General features: G+C 75.1%; 18 protein-coding genes and 1 tRNA gene. 15 read left to right on the top strand and 4 right to left on the bottom strand.

Annotated elements, in window-relative coordinates; genetic code table 11:
- Nucleotides 1–269: 269 nt before the first annotated feature.
- Together sucD and sucC are read right to left on the bottom strand one after the other, a co-directional pair.
- Nucleotides 270–1148 carry a succinate--CoA ligase subunit alpha gene (sucD, locus tag F593_RS0116555; RefSeq protein WP_022929868.1) on the bottom strand — a complete coding sequence of 293 codons (879 nt, stop codon included), beginning with the start codon at nucleotides 1146–1148 and terminating at the stop codon, nucleotides 270–272.
- Nucleotides 1148–2296 carry an ADP-forming succinate--CoA ligase subunit beta gene (gene sucC, locus F593_RS0116550; RefSeq protein ID WP_022929867.1) on the bottom strand — a complete coding sequence of 383 codons (1149 nt, stop codon included), beginning with the start codon at nucleotides 2294–2296 and terminating at the stop codon, nucleotides 1148–1150. Before sucC ends, sucD begins: the two co-directional genes overlap by 1 nt.
- A 515-nt stretch (nucleotides 2297–2811) precedes the next feature.
- Between sucC and F593_RS0116545 the strand changes: the two genes are divergently transcribed.
- From F593_RS0116545 to F593_RS0116520, 6 genes are all read left to right on the top strand, one after another.
- Nucleotides 2812–3789, top strand: coding sequence for a daunorubicin resistance protein DrrA family ABC transporter ATP-binding protein (locus F593_RS0116545; RefSeq protein WP_022929866.1), 978 nt, complete (start codon nucleotides 2812–2814; stop codon nucleotides 3787–3789).
- Complete coding sequence (locus F593_RS0116540; protein WP_022929865.1) at nucleotides 3786–4559, top strand: ABC transporter permease; 774 nt, start codon at nucleotides 3786–3788, stop codon at nucleotides 4557–4559. Before F593_RS0116545 ends, F593_RS0116540 begins: the two co-directional genes overlap by 4 nt.
- Nucleotides 4560–4599: 40 nt before the next feature.
- Nucleotides 4600–5085, top strand: a complete 486-nt coding sequence (locus F593_RS0116535) for an ABATE domain-containing protein (RefSeq protein WP_022929864.1) — start codon at nucleotides 4600–4602, stop codon at nucleotides 5083–5085.
- Nucleotides 5086–5223: 138 nt separating this feature from the next.
- Nucleotides 5224–5913, top strand: coding sequence for an HAD family hydrolase (locus F593_RS0116530; RefSeq protein ID WP_022929863.1), 690 nt, complete (start codon nucleotides 5224–5226; stop codon nucleotides 5911–5913).
- Between the two features lie 140 nt (nucleotides 5914–6053).
- Entirely contained in the window at nucleotides 6054–6917 is an 864-nt protein-coding gene (locus F593_RS0116525) for an MBL fold metallo-hydrolase (protein ID WP_022929862.1), read from the top strand.
- Between the two features lie 58 nt (nucleotides 6918–6975).
- Nucleotides 6976–7380 carry a nuclear transport factor 2 family protein gene (locus tag F593_RS0116520; RefSeq protein WP_022929861.1) on the top strand — a complete coding sequence of 135 codons (405 nt, stop codon included), beginning with the start codon at nucleotides 6976–6978 and terminating at the stop codon, nucleotides 7378–7380.
- Nucleotides 7381–7422: 42 nt separating this feature from the next.
- Here F593_RS0116520 and F593_RS0116515 read toward each other — a convergent pair whose 3' ends face one another.
- On the bottom strand, nucleotides 7423–8226 hold the full coding sequence (locus F593_RS0116515; protein ID WP_022929860.1) for an ABC transporter permease: 804 nt from the start codon (nucleotides 8224–8226) through the stop codon (nucleotides 7423–7425).
- 102 nt (nucleotides 8227–8328) lie between these two features.
- Between F593_RS0116515 and F593_RS0116510 the strand changes: the two genes are divergently transcribed.
- On the top strand, nucleotides 8329–10122 hold the full coding sequence (locus F593_RS0116510; protein ID WP_022929859.1) for a hypothetical protein: 1794 nt from the start codon (nucleotides 8329–8331) through the stop codon (nucleotides 10120–10122).
- Nucleotides 10123–10181: 59 nt separating this feature from the next.
- On the opposite strand, the gene F593_RS0116505 is transcribed toward F593_RS0116510, so the two are convergent.
- Nucleotides 10182–11204: an ABC transporter ATP-binding protein gene (locus F593_RS0116505; protein WP_022929858.1), complete on the bottom strand. Its 1023-nt coding sequence runs from the start codon at nucleotides 11202–11204 to the stop codon at nucleotides 10182–10184.
- 88 nt (nucleotides 11205–11292) lie between these two features.
- On the opposite strand from F593_RS0116505, the gene F593_RS0116500 reads away from it, so the two are divergent.
- The 8 genes from F593_RS0116500 to F593_RS0116465 all read left to right on the top strand — a co-directional run bounded on the left by F593_RS0116500 (nucleotide 11293) and on the right by F593_RS0116465 (nucleotide 24684).
- The gene (locus F593_RS0116500; protein WP_022929857.1) at nucleotides 11293–11763 is read left to right on the top strand and encodes a nuclear transport factor 2 family protein; all 471 of its coding nucleotides are present in this window, start codon (nucleotides 11293–11295) and stop codon (nucleotides 11761–11763) included.
- A gap of 56 nt (nucleotides 11764–11819) precedes the next feature.
- Nucleotides 11820–12428, top strand: a complete 609-nt coding sequence (locus F593_RS0116495) for a putative glycolipid-binding domain-containing protein (protein ID WP_022929856.1) — start codon at nucleotides 11820–11822, stop codon at nucleotides 12426–12428.
- Between the two features lie 115 nt (nucleotides 12429–12543).
- A complete protein-coding gene (locus F593_RS30920; protein ID WP_022929855.1) occupies nucleotides 12544–15537 on the top strand; it encodes a DEAD/DEAH box helicase in 2994 nt (997 codons plus the stop codon).
- 9 nt (nucleotides 15538–15546) lie between these two features.
- Nucleotides 15547–16038, top strand: a complete 492-nt coding sequence (locus F593_RS0116485; RefSeq protein ID WP_022929854.1) for a DUF4395 domain-containing protein — start codon at nucleotides 15547–15549, stop codon at nucleotides 16036–16038.
- A 280-nt stretch (nucleotides 16039–16318) separates the two neighbouring features.
- Nucleotides 16319–17353, top strand: a complete 1035-nt coding sequence (locus F593_RS28680; RefSeq protein WP_169449211.1) for a M23 family metallopeptidase — start codon at nucleotides 16319–16321, stop codon at nucleotides 17351–17353.
- 101 nt (nucleotides 17354–17454) lie between these two features.
- Nucleotides 17455–17527 (top strand) — tRNA-Phe (locus F593_RS0116475).
- A gap of 198 nt (nucleotides 17528–17725) precedes the next feature.
- A complete protein-coding gene (ftsH, locus tag F593_RS26030) occupies nucleotides 17726–19681 on the top strand; it encodes an ATP-dependent zinc metalloprotease FtsH (RefSeq protein WP_022929852.1) in 1956 nt (651 codons plus the stop codon).
- On the top strand, nucleotides 19678–24684 hold the full coding sequence (locus tag F593_RS0116465; RefSeq protein WP_022929851.1) for a hypothetical protein: 5007 nt from the start codon (nucleotides 19678–19680) through the stop codon (nucleotides 24682–24684). The genes ftsH and F593_RS0116465 overlap by 4 nt, the downstream gene beginning before the upstream one ends.
- The last annotated feature ends 16 nt before the right edge of the window (nucleotides 24685–24700 follow it).

The raw sequence follows: 24700 nt of genomic DNA, 5'->3' as shown, positions 1-24700 counted from the left end.
GACGCCCGTTGAACTGCCCCGGCAGGCCTCTGCTATTGCCGAACGAGCGAACAAGCTTGTCGCCAGGCGAGGGTCCCCCTGATGCTGGGACGACCCAGACGAGGAACTGCGTGGACTGAAGTGTCGGCCCGTTGTTGAAGATGGAGGAAGCACGGCGGACCCGGGTTGCGTACGACGTTATCGCGGAGGGGTTGCTCCGGCAACAGGGGCAGCCCGCTTGCTAGGCGCGGCGGGGAGGCGCCTCCGTGGTGCCTCCCCGCAGGGTGTCCTCAGCCGTTGAGGATCTCGATCGCGATCTCGGCGACCTGGGTGGGGGTGCGACCGACGCGCACGCCCTTGGACTCCAGCGCCTCGGCCTTGGCGGCCGCGGTGCCGGCGGAGCCGGAGACGATGGCGCCGGCGTGGCCCATCTGCTTGCCCTCGGGGGCCGTGAAGCCGGCGATGTAGCCGACGACGGGCTTCGTCACGTGCTCGGCGATGTACTCGGCGGCCTCCTCCTCGGCGGACCCGCCGATCTCGCCGGAGAGCACGATGAGCTCGGTCTCGTCGTCGTTCTGGAACCGCTCGATGATGTCGACGAAGGACGAGCCCGGGACCGGGTCGCCGCCGATGCCGACAATGCTGGAGTTCCCGAATCCCGCCTGGGCCAGCTCGTTGCCGATCTGGTAGGTCAGCGTGCCGGAGCGCGAGACCACGCCGACGTTGCCCGGCTTGAAGAAGGACGCCGGGATGATGCCGACGTTCGCCTTGCCCGGGGACAGGATGCCCGGGCAGTTCGGGCCGACGACCGTGGTGTTCGGGTAGTCGCGCTTGACCGTGTTGTAGAGCTTGAGCTCGTCGTGGGCCGGGATGCCCTCGGTGATGATGATCACGAGCTCGCACCCGGCCGCGGCGGCCTCGAGGGCCGACTGCGCCGCGAAGGGCGGCGGCACGAAGATCATCGCCGTGTTGGCGCCGGACTCCTTGACCGTCGTCTCCCAGTCGCCGAAGACGGGGATGCCCTCGACGTTCTCGCCGGCCTTCTTCGGGTTCACGCCACCGACGACGTTCGTCCCGTACTTCTTGTTGTTCAGCGTGTGGAAGCGACCCTCGCGGCCGGTGATGCCGGCGACGGCGAGCTTGGTGTTCTCGGTGACCAGGATCGACATCAGCTGTTCCCCTTCGCCGCCGCGACGACCATCTCGGCGGCCTCGTTCATCGTCTTCGCCGCCTGCACGTTGGGCAGGTTGGCCTCCTCGAGGATCCGGCGACCCTCGACGTCGTTCGTGCCGTCCAGGCGGACGACGAACGGGACCGTCGGCTTCAGGCTCTTGAACGCGGCGATGAGGCCGTTGGCGACCTCGTCGCAGCGGGTGATGCCGCCGAAGATGTTGAAGAGGACGGCCTTGACGTTCTCGTTGGAGAGGATGATCTCCACGGCCTGCGTCACCTTGGCCGCGTCGGATCCTCCGCCGGCGTCCAGGAAGTTGGCCGGCTCGCCGCCGGCCTGCGCCACGACGTCGAGGGTCGACATCACGAGCCCGGCGCCGTTGCCGAGGATGCCGATGTTGCCGTCGAGCTTGACGTAGACGACGTCCTGCTCGGCCGCCTTGACCTCGATCGGGTCGAGGTTGGCCTTGTCGCCCAGCTCGGCGTGGTCCGGGTGCCGGAACGACGCGTTGTCGTCGAGCGAGACCTTGGCGTCGAGCGCCTTGACCTGGCGGTCCGGCGTGACGATGAGGGGGTTGATCTCGGCGAGCGAGGCGTCCTCCTCGATCCACACCGTGTAGAGGGCGACGAGCGCGTCGGCGACGCCCTCCCGGACGTCCTCGTCCGCGTTGCCCTGCGTGGCGATGTCGAGCGCCTGCTCCTTCGACAGGCCGACGAGCGGGTCGACGTGCTGCTTGATGAGCTTCTCCGGCGTCTCCTCGGCGACGGTCTCGATCTCGATGCCGCCCTCCGTGGAGAACATCACGAGCGGCTTCTTCGCCGAGCGGTCCAGGAGGACGGAGGCGTAGTACTCCGTCTCGATGTCCGAGGCGTGCTCGATCCACAGGGTCCGCGTGATGTGGCCCTTGATGTCGAGGCCGAGGATGTTCGTCGCGTGCTCGCGAGCCTCGTCCTCGTTCGACGCGAGCTTCACGCCGCCGGCCTTGCCGCGGCCGCCCATCAAGACCTGGGCCTTGACGACGACGGGGTAGCCGATCTCGTTGGCTGCGGCGACGGCATCCTCGACGGTCGTGACGGCCTTGCCGTCCGAGACCTCGAGGCCGTGCTTACCGAACAGCTGCTTGCCTTGGTACTCGAGCAGGTCCATGTGGCGGTTCCTGAGTCGTTTGGGAAGCGCACGACGGGTGACGGACCCGGATGGGTGCGCGTCGTACGCGTCGCACTTTCGTTGACGCCGGACGAGGGTGTAGAGCCCCCGGCGACGACCTTGCGGGGACATTAGTCCTCCGCTCGGGAGAGCGCGTGTCCGTCTCGTGGTCACCGCCCGGGACCGTGGCCGACGGGGCGCGGACGGACCTACCCGGGGTCGGATCGGGCGACGGAGCGACGCCGGACCACCGCGGCCGATGAGTTCGCGGCGGGGCGCGGGTCGTAGGGGCCAGGTGCGGCCGCCCGGCCCGCCGTCCCCTGCGCCGGATTCCCGATGCCGCAACGCCCCACCACCGCCCGCGCGGCCCCGACGCGCCACCGCCCGCCCATGCGGACCGCAACGGTCCGCGATGCCGTCCAGGATGCGTCCATGACCGTCCCCCTCCGACCCGTCCACCGCCCGCCGGTGCCGCTCCAGGCGAGCGCCGACGCGCCATATATGGTGCACACCCGATGAGCTCCGAACCCGCCATCGAGGCCCACGGCCTCCGTCGCTCCTTCGGCGACGTCCACGCCCTGCGGGGGGTGGATCTCGTCGCGCCGACGGGGTCCGTCCTCGGCGTCCTGGGCCCGAACGGCGCCGGCAAGACGACCGCCGTGCGCATCCTCACCACCCTGCTGCAGCCCGACGCGGGCACCGCGCGCGTCGCCGGCCTCGACGTCACGAAGGACGCGCAGGAGCTGCGCTCCCGGATCGGCCTGGCGGGCCAGTACGCCGCGGTCGACGAGTACCTCACGGGCCGGGAGAACCTGGCCATGGTCGGCCGGCTCTACCACCTGAGCCCGAGCCAGTCGCGCACGCGCGCCGACGAGCTCCTGGCCGAGTTCGACCTCGTGGACGCCGGCGGCCGCGTCGCCTCGACGTACTCCGGGGGCATGCGCCGCCGGCTCGACCTCGCGGCCGCGCTCGTGGTGCGCCCGCCCGTGCTGTTCCTCGACGAGCCGACCACCGGCCTGGACCCCCGCAGCCGCAACGCGCTGTGGGAGACCATCGAGGAGCGGGTGTCCGAGGGCACGACCGTGCTCCTGACGACCCAGTACCTCGACGAGGCCGACCGCCTGGCGGACCGGATCGCGGTCATCGACCACGGCGAGGTCATCGCCGAGGGCACCTCGGACGACCTGAAGGCACGGGTCGGTGGCTCGCGGCTCGAGGTCGCGCTCGAGGACCCGACCCAGGCCGAGGCGGCGCGCGCCGCGCTGGGCCCGCTGGCGGAGGCCGGTGCCGACGTCGGCGTGGACGGCTCCCGCCTGTCCGTGCCCCTGCGCTCCGACGCGGGTGGCGTGGTCGCCGCCGTGCGGCGCCTGGACGACGCCGGCGTCGCCGTCTCCGACGTCACGGTCCGGCGCCCGACGCTGGACGACGCCTTCCTGACCCTGACGGGGCGTCCCGCCGAGGATGCGACCGACGACGCGGAGGTCCCCGCATGAGCAGCCTGCGCTGGACGATCTCGGACACGGGCGTGCTCGCCCTCCGGCAGCTGCGGCGGATCCCGCGGCAGCCCGACCTGCTGATCGGCTACACGATCCAGCCCGTCATGTTCGTGCTGCTGTTCCGGTACGTCTTCGGCGGCGCGATCCAGACGCCGGGGTTCGACAACTACGCCGACTTCCTGATGCCGGGGATCATCGTGCAGTCCATCGCCTTCGGCGGGTTCGTGACCGCCCTGGCGATCTCGGACGACATGAAGAAGGGGCTGATCGACCGCTTCCGGTCGCTGCCGATGTCGCGGATCGCGGTGCTGTCGGGCCGCGCGTTCGCCGACCTGGCGCTGAACGCCCTGCAGCTCGCGGTGTTGATCGCCGTCGGCCTGCTCGTCGGCTTCTCGTTCGCGACGGACATCCTGCGCGTCCTGCTCGGGATCGTGCTGCTGCTCGGCCTGGGCTTCGCGTTCTCCTGGGTGTTCTGCCTCATCGGGCTGTCCGCCGGGTCGGCGGAGACGTCGAACGCGATCGGCTTCACGGTCATCTTCCCGCTGACGTTCGCGTCGGGTGCGTTCGTGCCCCCGTCGACGATGCCGGACGGGCTGCGCCAGTTCGCCGAGGCGAACCCGTTCACGACGCTGGTGGACGCGACGCGCCACCTGTTCCTCGGTGCGCCGGCCAACAGCGACGTGTGGGTCTCGGTCCTCTGGATCGTCGGCATCACGGTCGTGGCGGCGTTCCTGAGCCTGCGGCGCTACCGCTCGCTCACGGGCTGAGATGCCGGGGCATGGGGTCGGCAGCGGGTAGCGTGTGCCCATGACCGGCCCCTGCCTCGATGAGCGCAGCACCGTCTCGCTCGCCTTCGCGAACAGCGGCGAGCCCTCGCGCGACGCCGCCGACGCGGCCGGGCAGCTCACCGCCTGGCTGCAGCAGCACGGGCTGCTCGACGGCGACGGCGAGGTCACCCGCGCCGAGCTCGCCCGGTTCCGGATGCTGCGCGACGCCGTGCGCGGCGTGCTGCACGCGCGGGTCGAGGGTCGGGCGCCCGACTCCTCGGCCGTGCGGGTCATCGACGCCGCGGCGCTCGCGGCGCCGGGCACGACGATCGGCGTGTGGGACGACGACGGCAGCGTCACCCGCGGATGGCGGTCGACCGGCGGTGATCCGCTCGACCGCGCCGCGGCGACGATCGCCGCCGACGTCGTCGACCTCGTGGTGGATCACGGCGAGCGCCTGGGCACGGAGGGCGAGGGCGCCCGGGCCCGCCTGGTGCTGCGTTCGCCGCAGCCCGCCGCGCGCTGAGGCCGCACCCCACGGGGCCGGGCACGGGTGTCCGCGAGGTGGCGGATGCGTCCCGCGAGCCCCCCTGGGCGCAAGCGGCAATGCGCCGAAACGCAGGCGGGCGGCCGCTGACGGCGTCGACCAGTCATAATCGAAGGGATGCCGCTTCCCAAGCAGATCGATTTCGTCACGATGGACGTGTACGGCACGCTGATCGACTGGGAAGCGGGGATCGTGGAGGCGTTCACGAAGGAGGCCGGCAAGGACGGCTTCACCTTCGAGAAGGACCGCCTGCTGAACCTCTTCCACGAGAAGCACCGCGAGATCGCGGCGGGCTCGTACGAGCTCTACGCCGAGGTCCTCCGCCGCACCGCCCGCGAGGTCGCCGCCGAGCTCGGCTGGGACGACCTCCGCCTCGAGCCGGCGCGCGCCAACTTCCTCCCGGACTCCGTCGAGCGCTGGCGTCCGTTCCGCGAGACCATGCCGCAGCTGCGCAAGCTCGGCAAGGAGTTCAAGACGGGCCTCGTCTCGAACATCGATGACAAGCTGCTCGGCGTCACCCGTCGCCACATCCGTCACGAGTTCGACCTCGTCGTGACGGCGCAGCAGGTCCGCTCCTACAAGCCCGACACCGCGCACTTCACCGAGATCGCGCGCCGCTACGGCTCGAAGAAGAACTGGGTCCACATCGCGTCGGGCTACTACTCCGACGTGGCGCCGTGCCTGAAGGCGAAGGTGCCGGTCATCTGGATCAACCGCCACGGCGAGCAGCTCGAGCCGAAGACGAAGGCCCCCACGGTCGAGGTCAAGACGCTGCTCGACGCCGTGCGCGAGCTCGGCCTGAAGTAGCCCGTCGGGGCGGTCGCGCGGCCCGGCGCCGCGCGGCGAGACTTCGCGGTCCCGGGCGGGCGACCCGCCGTCGCCCGGCCCGGGGTGCGCGTCCCCCGTCCACACGCCGGTGCGTCCGGCGGAGTGCGATCCTCGGAGGGATGCGTGCCCTCGCCGTCCATCCCGATGTCCTCGTCGTCGTCTCCCGCGTGTGGCAGACGGCGGCGGCGATCGTCCGCGCCCCTGCGGACACCGACGCGCCGTCCGCCGCGGGCGGGGGGAGCGCCGGGCCGGCGCCGCGGGAGGCGTTCCTGATCGACTCGCCGGTCTACCCCGACGAGCTCGAGCTGACCGCCCAGGTCGCCGGTCAGGCCGGGTTCGCCGTCGCGGGACTGCTCGCCACCCACGGCGACTGGGACCACGTGCTCGGCCGGTTCGCGTTCCCCGAGGCCGCGCTCGGCGTGGCGGAGACGACGGCCGCGCGGCTGTCGGGCCACTCGGGCGAGGCGGTGCGCGCGCTGCGTGAGTTCGACGCGGAGCACTACGTCGACCGCTCCGGCGGCCCCGGTCCGTCGACGCTGAAGCTCGGCGAGCTGCAGGCCCTGCCGGTGCCGGGGAAGATCGCGCTGGGCGGCGGCGACAACCCGGAGGGCGGCGCGCCGAAGGAGCACGAGCTCGAGCTGCACCCGACGCCGGGGCACACGGCCGACGGCATGGCGATCTGGGTCCCGTGGGCGCGCACGCTGATCTGCGGCGACTACCTCTCGCCCGTCGAGATCCCCACCTGGCACGACCACGAGGGCTCCCGCAGCCAGTACCGCGCGACCCTCGACGTGCTCAAGCCGCTCGTCGACCAGGCGGACTGGGTCATCCCGGGCCACGGCGGCCCGATCGACGGCCAGCGCGCCGCGGCGATCTGGCGCGAGGACGTCGCCTACGTCGCGAACTACGCGATGCCGCTCGCCCGCTCCGGCGCGACGCAGAAGGCGCTGCACGCGAAGAACCAGGCGGCGTCGGGGGACTGACAGGGCATCGCGCGGACAGCGCCCACATGGTACGAACGTCTGTTCGTATACTCGCGCCATGAGTTCCGACCCGATGTCCGCGAAGACCCGTATCCAGAGCTACGTGGAAGCGGCCATGACGGGCGACGACGACGCGTTGCGCGCGTGCTTCGCACCCGAGGCGACGTGGTGGGTCGCCGGCGCGCTGCCGTACTCCGGGACCTGGCGTGGGCCCGAGGCGATCGTCGACGAGTTCCTGACCCAGGCGCGGTCGCGGCTGGTGGCCGAGTCGGTCCAGATGGAGCTGCTGAGCCTCACCGCCGAGGACGAGACCGCCGTCCTCGAGTGGTCGACGACCGCGCGCACCGTGGGCGGCCACGACTACGCGAACGCGTACATCGCACGGTTCACGGTCCGCGAGGGCCTGATCACCGACGTGCGCGAGTACTTCGACACCGACCGCGCGTCGGTGCTGTACGCCTGAACGGGGCCCCACCCCGGGGCGGCCCCGACGCGCTCCTGACGCTCAGTCCACCGCGCGGCGGCGGAAGCCGATCAGGCCGATCGCGCCGAAGAGCAGGATGCTGCCGACGATGCCCGTGGGGATCGCCCAGGTGGCGAGGTGGTCGCCGGTGCCGATCGCGGCCCGCGCGCCCTCGCTGACGTAGGTCAGCGGGTTGAGCAAGGTGACGATCTGGAACCAGCGCAGCGAGTCCAGGGCGGACCACGGGTAGAACGTCGCGCCCGTGAAGAGGAGCGGGGTGAGGACGACCGCGAAGACGATGTTGATGCGGTTGGCCGGCACGGCGGTGCCCATCACGAGGCCGAGGCAGCCGCCGGCGAGCGAGCCGCCGACGATGACGCCGATCAGCGCGGGCCACGACGCGTTCCCGAGCTGCAGACCGTCGGGCAGCACGAACGCCGCGATCGGCAGCAGGACGAACGCGGAGAAGACGCCGCGCAGCGCCGCGTGGATGATCTTCTCCACGCCGACCGCCCACGCGGGGAGCGGGGCCAGCAGCCGGTCCTCGATCTCCTTCGTGAACGAGAAGTCGATGACGAGGGGAAGGGCCACGTTCTGCAGCGAGACGGTGATCGCCGTCAGCGCCATGACGCCGGGGAGCAGCAGGCTGCCGTAGCTGCCCTGCGCCTGGCCGATCTCCGGCAGCACCCGGCCGAAGATGAAGAGGAAGAAGATCGGCTGGAGCAGCGCCTGGGCCAGGAACCCGCCCGGCTCGCGCCGGAGCGTGACCCACAGGTCGCGGGAGAGGATCGCGAGGAACGCGCGGCGGCGGGTGCCCTTCGCGGCGGGCACGGGGACGGAGGACATCCACGGGGAGGCTACGGGAGGGGACCCCCGGGCCCCGGCGTCGGATGCTGCGCGCGGCGGGCGCCACCGCGCCGCCGGGCGCCGCCGACTAGGGTCGGCGCGATGCCGGAGCCCGATCCCTCCGCCGCGGGCACCAGCCCGGCGTTCGACCCCCTCACGGACGGGGGCGCCGCCGAGCTGCGCCGGCGGATCGAGCAGGCGCCCCCGCGGCCCGTGCCGCGCGCGGAGCTGGACGGGCACGTCGGCCTGTCGTCGCGGGAGCTGTACGAGCTCGGCGTGACGTTCGCGCCCGTGGGGCTGCGGGGCGTGCCCTCCGCCGTCGGCGGGCGGCTGCTCGTCGTCGTGGGCGCCGTGATCGGGACGCTGCTGCTCGCCATGGCCGCGGCGGCGCTGCTCGATCCGCTGTTCGGCGAGCTGTTCGGCGAGGAGGTCCTCCGGGAGACGGTCGATCGGGGCCTGGAGTCCGGAGCCGGACTCGGGGCGATCTTCGGGTTCGCCGGCGCGGCCGGGATCGCCGCCGAGCGGTTCGCCGTGCGCCGGGTCCGCCGGGGCGTGATGGTGCGCCGACGCGCGACCGCGGGCACGGCGGCGCCGGCCGCCGACGATCCGGAGGCGCGCGCGACGGTCGCCGTGGTGCGGGAGCCCGGCGCGCTGCGGGTCTCGCTCCTGTGGGCTCGCGGGCACGCCGAGGACGCCGCGCTCCTCGAGGTGCGCAGCCTCGAGGAGGAGCGGGTCCCCGACGACGACCCCGGTCGCGCCGAGGACGTGGTCGGTCGTCTGGCGGAGGTGGCGTTGCGCGCCGACGCCGGCCGGACGGTGGCGTGGCCGCGGGACGACGGACGGCCCGCGGGTCCGGCGACCGCCCGGGACGCACGCCGCGACGACCGGGCGCTCGTGGCCGCCGCGCGCGCGGACCTGCCCGCCGTGGATCCGCGCGAGCCCGTCGGTCCGGGCTGGGATCCCGAGCCGCTGACCGACGCCGGTCACGCCGAGCTGGCCGCACGGCTCGTCCGCGCCCGCCCGCTCCTCTGGAACCCGGCTGCGCTGGAGCGCGTCGCCGTCGACCCCCGCGACCCGCGCGGCCACCGGCCCCCGCAGTGGCCCGCCGAGGCGGAGCGCCGGGCGCCGCTGGCGCCGGCGATCCCCAAGGGCGTGCGCCGCCGCCGGCTCGGCACGGCGTGGTTCGCGCTCTTCGTCGCCATGGTGGTCTTCGGCGGCATCAGCCGGGCCGACGTGCCCGCCACGAACCGCATCATCGGCTACCCCGCCGTCGCCCTGGCCGTGGCGCTGATCCTCGGCCTGCGCTGGCGCGAGCGGCGGGCTCCGGGCCAGCGGCTGCGCCGGAGCGTGCTCGACGCGGCCCGCGTCCCCGGCCGCGCCCTCGAGCGCGGCGTCCCCGGCCCCGGCGGCCGCGTGCTCGTCCTGCACGGCACCCACGAGGGACGCGACCGCCTCGAGCTCGTGCACGCGCGCGCCGCCCCGGACGACGGGAAGGGGCGGCTGCAGGTCCGCACGCTCGCCTGGAGGGTGCTGACCCCGGACGACGTGGAGGAGCCGCGCGAGGTCGTCCAGGAGCTGTGGGCGATCGCGGACGACGCGGGCTTCGTGACGCGGCGCGGCGAGCAGGACGCCGGGACGGTGCAGCGGATCAACACGGCGTTGGGACGTGCGGCGGAGCGCCGCCGGGCCGCGGCCCTGGGCCGCGAGCCCCTGGCGTGGGCGGCGGGGGTCCTCCTGGGCGTCTTCGGGCTGATCCTGCTCGTGCAGGTGGTGACGGGCGGCTCCGAGGCGGACCCGGGGCTGGCGATGGACCTCTGCCTGACGCTGTGGCCGCTGGCCGCGGCGGTGGTGCTCTGGCGCGCCGCCCGCCGCGTGCGCGACCCGGTCGAGGACTGACGGGGCGGGGTCCGCCCCTACCGCAGCTCGCGCCCCACTGACGGTGCGCGATCCGCCCCCTACCGCAGCTCGCGCCCCGTCAGGTGCACGAAGACGTCCTCGAGCGAGCCCTCCAGGCGGCGGAGCTCCACGAGGTCGAGGTCGGCGGCCGTGACGCGGCCCACCAGGTCGGCGGCGTCGGCGGTGCCGTAGACGCGGACGGTCGTGCGGTCCTCGGCCGTGCCCGTCGGGTCGGTGCGCTCCACGCCCGGGACGTCGGCGAACAGGTGCGCCAGCTCGTCGCCCGCGGGAGCATCGGCGCCGTCCCGGGAGGCCACCACCAGCTCGCTGCCCTGCTCGGACGGCAGCAGGCGCCGCAGGCCGCGCGGGGTGTCGAGCGCGATGACCTCGCCGTGGTCGACGATCGCGATGCGGTCGCAGAGCTGATCGGCCTCGGCCATGTCGTGCGTCGTGAGGATCAGGGTGGTGCCCTGCTCCCGCAGCTCGCGCATCGTGTCCCAGAGGAACAGGCGCGACTGCGGGTCCAGGCCCGTCGTCGGCTCGTCGAGGATCAGGATCTGCGGCCGGTGCATGAGCGCGCGGGCGATCATCAGCCGCTGCGCCATGCCGCCGGAGTACTGGTCGACGCGGTCGTCCTCGCGGCCCTTCAGGCCCACCCGCTCCATCAGCTCGAGCGCCCGCTCCTTCCGTGCCCGGCGGGAGAACCCGAAGTACGCGGCGTGGAAGGACAGGTTCTCCAGGGCGGAGAGGCTGCGGTCGAGGTTGGACCGCTGGGGGACGACCGCGAGGCGCAGCTTCACCGCGACCTGCTCCTCCGTCACGTCGAGTCCGTCCACGAGGACCCGACCGCCGGTCGGCCGCACGCGCGTCGTGATGACGCCGATCGTCGTCGTCTTGCCCGCGCCGTTCGGGCCGAGCAGGCCGAAGATCTCGCCCTGCGCCACGCGGAAGTCGATGCCCTTCACGGCCTCGGGGCCGTCGCCCTTGCCGTAGCGCTTGCGCAGCCCCTCAACGACGATCGCGTCGGCCGTGGCGGGGGCCGGCGGGCCGTACGGGGAGGGGTTCGAGGTCGCGGTCGCCACGGGGACAGCCTAGGCGGCGTGGGGATCGGGCCGGGGTGACCCGCCCGGCGCGACGGGGCCGACCTCCCGGGGGAGGAAGATCCCCGCCATGGCCACCCGCCCCCCGCTGCCCCCCTTCACCCAGGAGTCCGCGATCCAGAAGGTCCGGGCCGCCGAGGACGCGTGGAACTCGCGCGACGCCGAGCGCTGCGCCGGCGCGTACACGCCCGACAGCCGGTGGCGGAACCGGTCGACGTTCCTGACCGGACGCGACGAGATCGTGGCGTTCCTCACCGCGAAGTGGGAGCGCGAGCACGACTACCGGCTGATCAAGGAGCTGTGGGCGTTCGGGGACGACCGGATCGCCGTGCGGTTCGCCTACGAGTGGCGCTCGGACGCCGGCCAGTGGTTCCGGGCGCACGGCAACGAGAACTGGGCGTTCGACGCCGACGGCCTGATGTCGCACCGCCACGCGAGCATCAACGACGTCGCGATCGAGGAGTCCGAGCGGTTGTTCCGCTGGGAGCTCTCGGCCGCGCGGCCGGCCGACCACCCGGGACTGAGCGATCTGGGGCTCTAGCGCGCCGCGCAAGCCCGCTTACAGGGACGAGACACCTACCCCGCTAGCCTCGGTCGATGGCCGAACGCGCGATCGTGTGGGAAGGGCTCGACGCGTGGCGCGCCGAGGTGGCCGTCGTACGGCTCGAGGCGGACCGGGTGCGGGCGACGGGCACGCAGCTCGGCGTCGACCCGGTGCCCTACCGGCTGCAGTACGAGCTGGAGACGGGCGCGAACTGGGAGACGCAGCGCCTGCGACTGCGGTCCACGGGCGCCGGGTGGTCGCGCTCGCTCGACCTGCGCCACGACGGAGCCGGGGGCTGGACGTGCGACGCGGGCGAGACGGGGAAGGCCCCCTTCCCGGAGCCCGGCGGGGACGTGGCGGCGGTGCGCGGCGCGATCGACTGCGACCTCGGCGGCTCGCCGCTCACGAACCTCATGCCCGTGCGCCGCCACGCGCTGCACGTTCACGAAGGCGAGCACGACCTGCTCATGGCGTGGGTCGACGTCCCCTCACTCCAGCTCGTGCCCTCGTGGCAGCGCTACGAGCACCGCTCGCGCGGCGAGGACGGCACCGTCGTGCGCTTCTCGACCCGGGACCACGGCGGCTTCTCGGCCGACCTGCAGCTGGACCGCGACGGGCTCGTCCGCCGCTACCCGGGGCTCGCGGCGCGCGTGGGGGACTGAGCGGGGCGAGTCGCCGCGGCAGGCGGTTGCCGCGGGCGGGCGGGCGTCGCGCGGCTGCGTGCGTCGCTGGGGCCGCCCCACGCGCCCCGGGAACACGTGTTCGTACAATCCAGGGATGGCGCGCCGCACCTCCTACGACCCGTGGCGCCCGGTGCTCGACGCGGGCCGCGAGGACGATCGGCTGGTGCGCGAGGCGTACGAGGGCGCCCGCGCGCCGCGGATCTCGGCCGTCCCCGAAACGCTGCACCCGCGGCTGCTCGACGCACTGGCCCACCGCGGGATCGACGGGCTCTACGCCCACCAGGCCGCGGCCGTCGCGCTGCCGCCGACCCAGCCGTTCGTCGTCACCACCGGGACGGCATCGGGCAAGTCGCTCGCGTTCCAGCTGCCGGCGATCGAGGCGCTGCTGCGCGAACCGCGCTCCCGCGCGCTGTTCCTCTACCCCACGAAGGCGCTGGCCCAGGACCAGGCGCGGTCCCTGTCCAGCTTCGGGCTCCCGCGCGAGCTGCGCGTGGCGATCTACGACGGGGACACGCCGCGCGAGGCCCGTAAGGACGTCCGCTCGCGCACGAACGTCCTGCTGACGAACCCCGACATGCTCCATGTCGGGATCCTGCCGCGGCCGGACCTGTGGGCCGACTTCCTCTCGCGGCTGCGGGTCGTGGTCGTCGACGAGGCGCACGTCTACCGCGGCGTCTTCGGCTCGCACGTCTCGAACGTCCTGCGGCGCCTGCGGCGGCTGGCGGAGCGCCACCAGGAGGGCCGGATCGACCCCGTGCGCTTCATGGCCGCCACGGCGACGATCGCCAACCCCGTCGAACACGTCCGCGCGCTGACGGGCCTGGACGACGTCGCGCTGATCGACGAGGACGGCTCCCCCGGGACGGCGCGCCAGATCGCGATGTGGAACCCGCCCATGTTCGACGAGGACGACGACCAGCACGCGACGGCCGCGCGGGTGCGGTCGGAGAACGCGTCGCTGCCGCTGCTGGGGGCGCCGGACGGCCGCGGGGCGGCGCCGCTCGCCGACCTCGACCGGGCGGACGTCGACCGCGCCGACGACGACCGGACCGGCCTCGACGGCGTCGACCGGGCCGGGCCGGCCGACCTGAACCACGACGGCCCGCTGCCCACCGTCCACCCCGCGGGCGACGCGTCGGACACGGACGACGAGGCCGACCGCGACCTCGCGGCCTACGCGACGGCCGAGGGGCTCCCGGACGACGAGGTGTGGTTCGACGACTTCGGGCAGCCGGTGCCCGCGGGGCCGGGCGCCGGGTCCGGGGCGGCGGACGGCGGGGCCGGTGGCGACCGGTCGGCCGCCGACGCCCTCCAGGCCGCCGGCGGCACCGTCGACCTCGACTCGCCCGGCTCGAACCCCGACGTCGAGCTGCTCGACGCGTCCGAGCTCATCGCCGGCCGGGTGCGCAAGTCGGCGCTCACCGAGGCGGGCGAGATGCTCGCCGACCTCGTCGAGGCCGAGGTGCGGACGATCGTGTTCATCCGCTCGCGCAAGGGGGTCGAGGTCGTCGCCCAGATCGCGCAGGACCTGCTGGAGGAGCGGGGGCGCAAGGACCTGGCGCGCACGGTCATCGGCTACCGCGCCGGGTACACGTCGGGGCAGCGCCACGAGCTCGAGGCCCGGCTCGTGAACGGGCAGGTCCGCGGCGTCGTCACGACCACGGCGCTCGAGCTCGGCATCGACATCGGCGCACTGGACGCGTGCGTCGTCGTGACGTTCCCCGGCACGGTCGCGTCGCTGCGGCAGATGTGGGGCCGCGCCGGCCGGCGCGGGAAGGGCCTCGCGGTCTACATCGCGGGCGAGGACGCGCTGGACCAGTACTTCTGCCGCCACCCCGACGAGTTCCTCGACCGCCCCGTCGAGGCGGCGATCCTGCATCACGAGAACCCGTCGATCCACCTGCCCCACCTGCTCTGCGCGGCGTACGAGGCGCCGATCGACGCGCGCGACGAGCGAGCGTTCGGGCCGAACTGGCGGGCGCACGCCGAGGAGCTCGTCGCCCGCGGCGACCTGCGCGAGCGGCGCGGCGCGTTCCGGCCCGTCGAGGGCCACGGGTTCCCGGCGGGCGAGATCGGGCTGCGCTCCGCGTCGGGGCAGCGCGTCGTGATCGTCGACGGCACCACGGGCGAGGAGATCGGCCACGTCGAGGAGGACAAGGCGCCCGCGACCGTCCACGAGGGTGCCGTCTACCTGCACCAGGGGCAGAAGTACGAGGTCCAGGGGCTCGACCTGGAGTCGGGCTACGCCGTGGTGGAGCCGTTCGCCGGCAACTGGTGGACGGAGCCCAAGCGCGAGATCGAGGTGCTCTTCGAGCGGCTGCTCGACCGGCGCGAGGTGGAGACCGCCGGCGGGCCGATGCGGCTGTCCTACGGCCGCGTGACGGTGACGGACACCGTGCTGGGCTACCAGCGGCGCAAGCAGGGCTCGGGCGAGGTCATCGACCTGCGCACCGTCGACCTGCCGTCGGTGAACTTCCAGACCGAGGCCGTCTGGTACGAGCCGGGCGACCTCATCCACGGCGGCGGCGTGCCCGGATCGCCGCTGGCCGCGGCCGCCGCGGGGGCGCTCGGGGCGGGGACGGCGCCGGTCGGTGCGGGCGGCACGGCCCGCGGCACGACGGTGGACGAGAACGGGCCCGGCACGGTCGGCCCCGGCATGGGCGCGAGCGGCGTCGGCCCTGGCCCGGGCGTCGGCGAGCTGGCGCCGTTCCCCACGGAGCACGTGCTGGGCGCGCTGCACGCCGCGGAGCACGCGCAGATCGCCGTGCTGCCGCTGTTGGCGATGTGCGACCGCTGGGACGTCGGCGGGCTGTCGACGAACCTCCACCCGCAGACGGCCGGGCCGACGATCATCGTCTACGAGGGCCACGTCGGCGGCGTCGGGATCGCCCGCCAGGCCTACGACCGCTTCGAGGCGTGGGCGGCCGACGCGCGCCGCATGATCGAGGAGTGCCCGTGCGAGTCGGGCTGCCCCTCCTGCGTCCAGTCGCCGAAGTGCGGCAACCTCAACGAGCCGCTCCACAAGGCCGCGGCGCTCGAGCTGCTGGAGCGCCTGCAGCCCGCCGGGCCCGCGGACGGGCCCGCGTAGGATCGGCCCATGGCGCGTCTCCCGGCCTTCCCGAACCCGGTGAACGAGAAGGCCGCCCGCACGGTGGCCGCGGTCGTCGCGATCACCTGCCTCGTGGCGCTCTTGACGGGCTGGCACTGGCTGCTCGTGCCCCTGGCCTACGGATTCATCGCCCGCGCCCTGGCCGGGCCACGGTTCAGCCCGCTCGGGTGGGTCGCCATGAACGTCGTGGCGCCCCGGCTGGGCGAGAAGCGCCCCACGCCCGGGCCGCCGAAGCGGTTCGCCCAGGCCATCGGCGCCGTCGTCACCACCGCGGCGGCGATCGGCGGGCTCGCGCTGGGCTGGGACCTCTTCGCGCAGGTCCTGCTCGGCGTGATGGTCCTCTTCGCCACCCTGGAGTCCGTCCTCGGCCTCTGCGTCGGCTGCAAGGTGTTCGCGGTCCTCATGCGCGCGGGCGTGATCCCGCCGGAGACCTGCGAGGCCTGCAACGACATCTGGTCGCGGCCTCGCGCCGCGGCCTGAGGCGGACGGGGCTGGGGATTCCCGGCCCCGCGCGGCGGGCGGAGCGGTCCGTCGACGGCATTCCGGCGCCTCCGCCGAACGGCCCAGGCGCCGCCGCGGCGGTGGATCGCGTGCAGTAACGGGGGAACCTGCACCGAACCTGCAGGTTCGCGGCCCCCGGGCCGTGCCAAAGCTGCACCGAACCTCCAGACGGGGAATCCGCCGGGCTTCAGCCGCCACAGTCCTCCGGGCCATGTCGCGGGCAACCCAGCCACAGACCGCAGTGCCCAGCACCCGGTCCGTGAAGACGACAGCGGTCCTTCTTGCCGCCGTGACCCTGTCGTGCGCCGCCGGCGTCGGTGCCTCTCCAGCCCTCGGGGCCGAGACACCGACGCCGACGACGCAGTCCTCCGCTCCCTCCGCCGCCCCGACCGGCGGTCTCACCGCCCGGACGGCCAGCCTGCCGCGGACGGCGAACCCGGAGGGCACCCCCACCGTCCCGCCCGTCGTCCCCGACGCACCGGCCCGGGTCCGCGCCGTCGTCGGGCGCTTCGCCCTCAGCGCCCCGACCTGGACGACGGGGACCGCCGCGCCGAAGATCGCCATCCGCATCGACGCGCCGCAGGTCACCGCCGCCCGCGTGCAGGTGCGCGTCGAGGACCGAGCGACGAGTCGCGTCGTCCTGCGCCAGTCCTTCGGGGTCGTCCGCTCCGGCGCCGAGGTCTCCCAGCAGGTCACCCCGCGCCTCGCCGGCAAGCCCGGCTCGTACCGCCTGCGAGTCCTGGTCCGCGACCAGACCGGGCGCAAGTCCTCCGCGACCGCGCGGACCCTGAAGGTCGAGGCCCCCGCGGCGCCCCGCCCGGCCGCCCCGGCTCCGGTCCCCCAGGGCGCCGGCGGCTACGTCTTCCCCGTCCTGGGCGCCTGCAACTTCCGCTCGAGCCACGGCCAGCGCTTCCACGCCGGCCGCGGCGGGGGCCGCGCCCACAACGGGCACGACATCGGCACGTTCGACGGCTTCCCGCCCGTCGTCGCGGTCACGAGCGGCACGGTCAGCCGGGTCTGGTTCGACGGCAGCGGCGGCGGCTGGACGATCGTCTTCGACGGTGACGACGGCACCGCCTACGGCTACCTGCACCTGAAGACCGGCTCGATCCTCGTGCAGCCGGGCGAGCGCGTCGCCGCGGGCCAGACGGTCGCCAACGCGGGCAATACGGGCGGCGACTACGAGCCGCACCTGCACTTCGAGATGCGGCCGATCCCGTGGGACGCCCACCGGGACGACGCCGTCGACCCGCTCCCCCTCCTCTCCCGTCTGCCCAACGGCTGCACCGGCTGAACCGGCCGTGCCGTGAGGTGTCCGTCGTCCGGGAGGGGCGGCGGACACCTGACGGCACGGCGCGCGAGGGGGGCCATTCGGTACTCTGACCTGCCTGCCCTGGCGGGATAGCTCAGTTGGTAGAGCACACGACTGAAAATCGTGGTGTCCCCGGTTCGAGTCCGGGTCTCGCCATCCTCGAAGGCCCCGCATCGCGGGGCCTTCGGTCTTTCCGGGGGCTGTGTCGATCCTGCGACGCGCTCGTCATCCCCGCCCCCGTGCACTACCGTGGGCCTCCATGCGTGCGCCGTCCCGGGCCATGCGTCGCGTCACCCGTACGCGCGCTGCCGACACCCCTGCCCTCTTCCGCCCGGCGACCGCCGCTTCCCGGCGATGAGCAGGACCGCCCGGCCGCCGCGCGCGGGCTCGCCCCGGTTCCCCCGCCCGCAGGTCGACCCGCTGGCCGCGCTCTTCGGCGGGCTGGCCGTCGTCCTGCTGATCGTGTTCCTGGCGCTGCTGGGCTCGACGCAGCCGGGTAGCTCCGGGGCGAAGCTCTCCTACTCCGGGCTCTCGAAGCTCGTGGAGCAGGGGCAGGTCACGCGGGTGCGGCAGCTCGACTACGACCACCGCCTGCTCGTGACGCTGCGCGACGGCCGGCGCGGGTGGACGGGCTACCCCGCGGCGGGGACCCTCGGCGACCGGCTGCTCGTGCGGGCCGGGGAGAAGGGCGCCGTCGTCTCCGTCGACAACCAGGGCGGCAAGCAGGCACGGCGGCTCGTCGTGCAGGTGCTGCTGCCGATCCTCATCCTCGTCGCGCTGTTCTCGCTCTTCATGCGCCTGAGCCAGCAGGCGGATGCGTCCGGCGGCGTCGGCGGGTTCTCGCGCTGGCGTGGGAAGGGGACGGCTTCGGGGAAGGACCGGCCGCGCGGGCCGTCCTTCGGCGACGTCGCCGGGGCGGGGACGGCCGTGGCGGAGCTGCGCGAGCTGTGCGACCTGCTCAAGAACCCCGAGCGCTACGCGGCGCTGGGGGCGCGCGCGCCGAAGGGCGCCCTGCTCGTCGGCCCGCCCGGCACGGGCAAGACGCTGCTGGCGCGGGCCACGGCGGGCGAGGCCGACGCGGCGTTCTTCTCCGTCTCCGGCGCCGAGTTCGTCGAGTCGCTCGTCGGCGTCGGCGCCGCGCGCATCCGGGACCTCTTCGCGCAGGCCCGCGCCGCGGCGCCCGCCATCGTCTTCATCGACGAGCTCGACGCCGTGGGCCGCAAGCGCGGCGCCGGGGTCGGGCAGGGCAACGACGAGCGCGAGCAGACGCTGAACCAGCTGCTCGTCGAGATGGACGGTTTCGACGCCGGGGGCGGGCTCATCGTCCTCGCGGCGACGAACCGTCCCGACGTGCTCGACCCCGCGCTCGTGCGTCCCGGCCGCTTCGACCGCCAGGTCACCGTCGACGCCCCCGACGTCATGGGCCGCACGGCGATCCTCGGGCTCTACCTGCGCGGCCGCCCGATCGACGACGACGTCGACGCCGCGGCGATCGCCCGCCGCTGTCCCGGGTTCACGGGCGCGGAGCTCGAGAACGTGGTCAACGAGGCGGCGTTGCTCAGCGCCCGCGCGGGCCAGGACCACATCGGCGTGGACGACTTCGACGAGGCGATCCAGCGGGTCGTCGGCGGGCCGCGCAACACGAGCCACGTGCTCTCGGAGGACGAGCTCGAGACGATCGCCGTCCACGAGGCCGCCCACGCCGTCGTGGCCGCCGCGCACGGCGACGCCGACGCGATCCACGGCCTGTCGATCGTCGCGCGCGGCCGGCGGCTGGGACGCACCACGGTCCACGCGGACGGCGACCGGCGGGTGCTCCGCCAGAGCGACCTGGACCGCCGGCTGACCGTCGCGATGGCCGGCGCGGCGGCCGAGCTCTACGCGTTCGGCGAGCTCTCCACGGCCGTCAACGACGACCTCCACACCGCCACCCAGCTCGCGCGGTCCATGGTCACGTCCTTCGGCATGTCGCCGCTCGGGCCCGTGACGATCGGCGAGCGCAGCGCGCAGGTCTTCCTCGGTGGCGGGCTGCAGGAGCTCGGCAGCGTGGGGCCGGGCACGCTGGAGCGCATCGACACGGAGACCCGCGCGATCGTCGAGACGGCGCAGGAGCGGGCCCGCCGGACGCTCGAGGCCAACTGGGACGTCGTCCGCGCGGTCGCCGACGACCTCGTGGAGCACGAGACGCTCGGCGACGACGCCCTCGCGGCGCACCTCGAACGCGTGACGATCGAGGGCGAGGCCGGGTCCGCCTCGTACCGCGACGGGACCACTGGGCCCCGGGACGACGGGCCGGGCACCGGGCGATGACCCGCCGGGCCCTCATCGCCGTCGCTCTGACGGCCGTGGCGGGCGGGGCGACGTTCGCCCTCGCGCAGGACCCCGCGCCCGAGGCCCCGCAGACCTGGCGCACGCGGCCCGAGGTCCCCGGTGTCGCGACCACGCTCGTGCCCTTCGGCGTCGAGGCCACGGCGGACGGGGCGCGCGCCTGGGCGCTCGGCCAGGCCGGCGGGAAGACCGTCGTGCTGCGGCGCGCGCCCGGCGGCGGGTGGACGGCCGACCGGCTTCCCGGCGGCGGCCCGCCCGTCGGCAGCCCGCCCGTCGGCGTGGGTGCGCCGCAGCACGCGGGCGAGACGGCCCCGGACGGCCGCGCCGCCGTGCTGCTGTCCGACGCCGATCCCGCGGCCGACGCCACGCTGCTGACGCGCGATCCGGGAGGGGCGTTCGTGGCGGCCCCCGTTCCCGGCGCGGCGCTGCAGGGCGGCGAGCGACTCGTGCCCGACGCCACCCGGCCGACCGCGCGCGCCCTGCTCGCGGTACTCGGCGGCGACGACCCGGACGCCGGCACGCTGATCGCCCCCACCGACGGCGACGGCACGGGCACCGCCGTCCTGCGTCTGGGCGCCGACGGCTGGACCCGCGAGCCGATCGACGCGCCGGACGTGACGACCGGCCCGCTGCGGCCCGTCGGCCTGGCGGCGGCGTCGGGGAAGCAGGCGTGGCTCCTGGCCCGTTCCGGCGACGACCTCGTGCTGCTCCAGCGCCGCCCCGTTCCCGCGCCCGGCGGCGGCACCGGCACGACCACGGCGCCCACGCCCCCGCCGGGCACCGACACCACGACGGCGCCGACGCCCCCGCCGGGCACGGACACGACCACCGCGCCGACGCCGCCGCCGGGCACCGACACGGACACCACGCCGACGCCCCCGCCGAACCCGGCCGACCCCGCCGATCCGGACGACCCGACGGGCACGGGCACGACGACCGCCCCGACCCCCGCGCCGGACCCCGACCCGGACGACCCCACGGACCCGCCCGCCGGCGAGCGCCGCATGCACTGGGTGCCGGCGGACGTCGCACCGCACCCCCTGCTCGGCGGCGAGGGCCGTCCCGACGGCGTCTCGGCGGTCACGGTGTCCGCCCCGCCGGCCGACCCGCTCACGGCGACGACGGACGGCCTCTGGATCGACCTGGGCGTGACGGCCGCGGGCCGTCGGTCCGACGCCACGCTGCACCTGCGGGTGGAGCCCGGCGCCGGCGGCGCGTCGGCACCCGACGAGGTCGCGGTGGACGGCAGCTGGTGCGACGTGCCCGCCGCCCGGTGCGACCGCCGTCTCGGCCTGGAGCTCCCCCGCGGCGAGCGGGGCTACCGCTCCCTCGCGTTCCCAGCGGGCCCGGACGCCCCCTTCGGCGGCCGGATCGTCTCGTCGCCCGTCGACACGGGCGTGCCCGACGAGGCGCCCCGCCGCGACGCGCAGCGCCAGGGCGGCTACGCCCAGCTGACCGGCGAGCGCTTCGCCCTGCGTGACGGCATCGGCGAGGACGGCACGAGCACCACGCAGGCGATCGCGTTCTCCGCCGACGGCCGGGGCTTCACCGGGGGCACCATGGCGGTCGGCGTGGCGGCGCCCGAGACGTCCGCGGAGGAGGATCGGGAGCGCCGCCCGGGGCTGCACACCCAGCCCGTCGTGACCGCCGCGCCGTCGCCGGACGGCGACGGGACCCTGCTGGCGTTCACCCGCAGCGGCGAGTCCGCGTTGCACGAGCCCGGCAAGGGCTGGCGGTCGCCCAACCGCCGGGTCGACGACCTCCGCTCGACCCGCGACAACTCCGACCCGTTGTCGGACGAGCTGCCGCCCGTGCGCGCCGTCGTCTGGCCGCGGGCCGACCTGCTGATCGCCATCGGCAGCGGCGGGATTCTGACGACGGGCCACATCGATCCCCGTACGCAGTCCCGGCTCGCCGACGGCCCGGGCGCGGCCGTGCACGCCGAGAGGCTGCCCCGGGAGGCGACGCCCCTGGACATCGCGTGCACGCGGGACGGCGACCTCGAGTGCGTGACGGGCGGGCGTGCGGGCCTGCTGCTCCGGGGTGACGCGGAGGTCTGGGCGACGGACCGCCTGCCCGGGGCGGCCGCGGACGCCGAGATCACGGGGGTCGCCTACGACGGCCGCGTCGCCGTGGTCGCCACGAGCGCCGGCCTGTTCCGGCACGCCGGGGACGGCCAGTGGGTGCGCGACGAGGACCTGGGCGCACGGATGGCCGCGGCCGGACAGGAGCCCGGCGTGGACGTGGTCGCCACCGAGCCCGGCGGCGGCACCGTGGTCGACGGCCTGTGGGTGCGCGACGCCCCCACGGCCCCGTGGCGACCCACGAGCGCGCCGCTCGAGACCCACCCGGTCGCCATCGCGGCCGTGCGGGATCCCGACGGCCGCGTGCGGACGCTCGTCACCGGCACGCCCGCGCGCACCCCGCTGCCGACGCCCTTCCCGCCCAGCCCCGTCCCCGCGCCGGGCTCCGACGACGGGGGCTCGGGCGCCCCCGGCGGCGGGGGCGAGGCCGGGGGCGACGAGCCGGGCGACGAGGACCCGGACGCGGGGTCCGGGGAGAGCGAGAACTCCGCGGACGACGAGGAATCGACGCCGGTCCCGACCGACCCCTCGCCGGTGGACCCGGTGACGTTGCGGGAGACGGCGGACGGCTGGGTCGACGTCGACCGCGCGAGCTACCAGCCCTCCGGGGGCCGCGACCTGCCGGCGACGACGGTCGGCACCCGCGTGCTGGCGGTGGACGCGGCCGGCACGGGCTGGGCGCTCGGCGGCGTCGCGGGCGACGAGCCCGACGAGGACCCGCGCAAGCGGGTGGTCATGACGACGACGTCGTTCGAGCGGCTCGTCCGGGGACTGCCGGCGCCCGCCCCGCCCGAGGAGGGCGAGGAGCAGCCCGCCTCGGGTCCGGACGCCGAGGTGCCGGTGGCGGCGGGCATCGTGCGACTGGCGATCGGGGGGCATCCCGCCTGCCTCGACCGTTGCACGGGTGGCGCCCGCCAGGGCGTGACGCCCGACGTGCACCTGGAGCAGGCTGTGAGGCGGGTGTCCGAGATGCGGCGCTCCGGGGCGGGCCCGGCCGCGCTGGTGGTCGGCGGCGGCCGCGCGTCGGTCGGTGGCGAGCCGCTCGACGAGGCCGGAGCGCGCCGCTACCGCGAGCTGCTCGCGGGGGACGGCACGCCGACCTTCGCGCTCCCCGGGCCCGGAGACCTGCAGGGCGGCGGACCGCAGGCGTTCTCCGCGGCGTTCGCGACCGCCGCGGCCCCGGTCGGCACGGGCGCTCCGCAGGACGGCATCACCGTCGACCCCGCCCTGGCCCCGCCGCCGGGCCCGGGGGGCGCCCCGACCCGGTTCACGTTCGACGTCTCCGCGAGCGCCGGCCGGGTGCGTGTGCTCGCCATCGACAACGCGGCGGGACGGCTGGAGGGCGGCCCGGACGGGCCCCAGGCGGCGTGGATCAGGCGCGTCCTCGACGACGCGCGCGCAGGGGCGGTTCCGGTCGTGGCAGTAGGCAGCGCGTCGTTGGTCCAGGGCACCGTTGCGGCTCTGGCCGACGACGCCGCGTTCGAGGTGGCCCTCCTGGCCGGGCGGGCGTCGGCGTACGTCGCGACGGCCGGCAGCGACGACCCGGAACCCCGTCGGTTCGGCGGCGAGACCGCCCGCACGGTCGTGCGCGACCCGGGCTCGGGAGAGGAACTGCCCGTGCTGCAGTCGTCGACGCTGGGCTACGGCGTCACGTTCGCCGCGTACTTCGGGGAGGACGGCGAGTTGAGCGGGCCCGACTACCTGCGCCAGAGGGCCGCGGCCCTCCTCACCCTCGACGTCGACGTCTCGCTCCGGGACCCGACGACGAACGTCGCCCCGGTCGAGCCGCGGACCGAGCCGCTGCTCGGACCCGTGCTCTTCGGCGCGGAGGAGCGGGTCACGCTGGGCTCGGCGACCCCGATCGGGGCCAACGCCACGGACCCCGCCCAGCACCGTCACCTGGTCCCGGCGCCGGGCGATCGCCCCCGGGTCGCGACGGCTCTGCGGATGGGCTTCCTGCCCTCGAACTCGTGCGGGATGTGGACGGAGGACTGCGACACCAATGTGCGCGACGCGACGCGCTTCAGCTCGTCCGACGAGTCGGTGGGCCGGTTCGTAGCGGTGGCCCGTTTCGAGGAGGCCGGTCCGACCATCGTGACCGACGACGCCGGCCGGCCCGTCGACAACCCGCAGCTCGGGGTCTTCTGCCCCGTCGGCCTCGGCACGACCACCGTGACGCTGCGGACGATGGGCCGCGAGGTCCGCCACACGATCACCGTGGTGCCGCTGGACACCCCGGGGCTTCCGGACAGCGAGCCGGACGCCAAGCCACCGCCCCGCGGCACGTGCGGGTTCGGCACGCGATACGGGACCCCACCGACGGTGCCGAGCCCGGACGGCGACGCGGCGCCCGTCGAGCCGCAGGCACCGGGAGTCCCGTCGGGGCCCTCCTCGCCGGGGCTCGTCAAGACGCCCCTGCTGCCCGCCCCCGGGGCGCCGGTCGTGGCTTCCCCGCCGGCACCGGCCCCCACGCCGGCCCCCTCCACCCCGCCCACGGTCACGCCGCCCCCGGCCCTCGCGCCCGTCGTGCCGGGTCCGGCGGCCGACCCCACCGCCCCGCCGGTCTCGCCGGCCGCCAAGGCCCCGAGCCCGCCCGCGCCCCCGCCGCCCACGGGCCACGCCCAGGTGCCGCAGACGGGGTCGGCGCCGCAGGCCCAGGGCCAGGTGCAGACGCAGGTCCAGGGGCAGCTCCAGCCGGCCGTCCGCGCCGCGGAGCAGGACCGGCGGGAAGAGGCCTTCGAGGGGGACCACGCCGCCGCGGCCTACGGCCGGCCGGCGTCGCCGCTGCCGTGGGAGATCGGCGGGGCCGTCGCCGTCCTGCTGCTCGTCGCCGGCGGCGGCGTGGCGGCCGGCCGTCTGCGGCGCGGGGCCGCCCCGGCGTACGAGCGCCACCGGCGCTGAGGCGGCCGCCGCTCAA

The sequence above is a fragment of the Patulibacter americanus DSM 16676 genome, from assembly GCF_000420025.1.
Lineage (GTDB): Bacteria > Actinomycetota > Thermoleophilia > Solirubrobacterales > Solirubrobacteraceae > Patulibacter > Patulibacter americanus.
This window is presented reverse-complemented; position numbering and strand designations above follow the sequence as displayed.

Coding starts and splice junctions, on each gene's coding strand:
- sucD (WP_022929868.1), bottom strand. CDS start 1,148: ATGTCGATCCTGGTCACCGAGAACACCAAGCTCGCCGTCGCCGGCATC.
- sucC (WP_022929867.1), bottom strand. CDS start 2,296: ATGGACCTGCTCGAGTACCAAGGCAAGCAGCTGTTCGGTAAGCACGGC.
- F593_RS0116545 (WP_022929866.1), top strand. CDS start 2,812: ATGAGCTCCGAACCCGCCATCGAGGCCCACGGCCTCCGTCGCTCCTTC.
- F593_RS0116540 (WP_022929865.1), top strand. CDS start 3,786: ATGAGCAGCCTGCGCTGGACGATCTCGGACACGGGCGTGCTCGCCCTC.
- F593_RS0116535 (WP_022929864.1), top strand. CDS start 4,600: ATGACCGGCCCCTGCCTCGATGAGCGCAGCACCGTCTCGCTCGCCTTC.
- F593_RS0116530 (WP_022929863.1), top strand. CDS start 5,224: ATGCCGCTTCCCAAGCAGATCGATTTCGTCACGATGGACGTGTACGGC.
- F593_RS0116525 (WP_022929862.1), top strand. CDS start 6,054: ATGCGTGCCCTCGCCGTCCATCCCGATGTCCTCGTCGTCGTCTCCCGC.
- F593_RS0116520 (WP_022929861.1), top strand. CDS start 6,976: ATGAGTTCCGACCCGATGTCCGCGAAGACCCGTATCCAGAGCTACGTG.
- F593_RS0116515 (WP_022929860.1), bottom strand. CDS start 8,226: ATGTCCTCCGTCCCCGTGCCCGCCGCGAAGGGCACCCGCCGCCGCGCG.
- F593_RS0116510 (WP_022929859.1), top strand. CDS start 8,329: ATGCCGGAGCCCGATCCCTCCGCCGCGGGCACCAGCCCGGCGTTCGAC.
- F593_RS0116500 (WP_022929857.1), top strand. CDS start 11,293: ATGGCCACCCGCCCCCCGCTGCCCCCCTTCACCCAGGAGTCCGCGATC.
- F593_RS0116495 (WP_022929856.1), top strand. CDS start 11,820: ATGGCCGAACGCGCGATCGTGTGGGAAGGGCTCGACGCGTGGCGCGCC.
- F593_RS30920 (WP_022929855.1), top strand. CDS start 12,544: ATGGCGCGCCGCACCTCCTACGACCCGTGGCGCCCGGTGCTCGACGCG.
- F593_RS0116485 (WP_022929854.1), top strand. CDS start 15,547: ATGGCGCGTCTCCCGGCCTTCCCGAACCCGGTGAACGAGAAGGCCGCC.
- ftsH (WP_022929852.1), top strand. CDS start 17,726: ATGAGCAGGACCGCCCGGCCGCCGCGCGCGGGCTCGCCCCGGTTCCCC.
- F593_RS0116465 (WP_022929851.1), top strand. CDS start 19,678: ATGACCCGCCGGGCCCTCATCGCCGTCGCTCTGACGGCCGTGGCGGGC.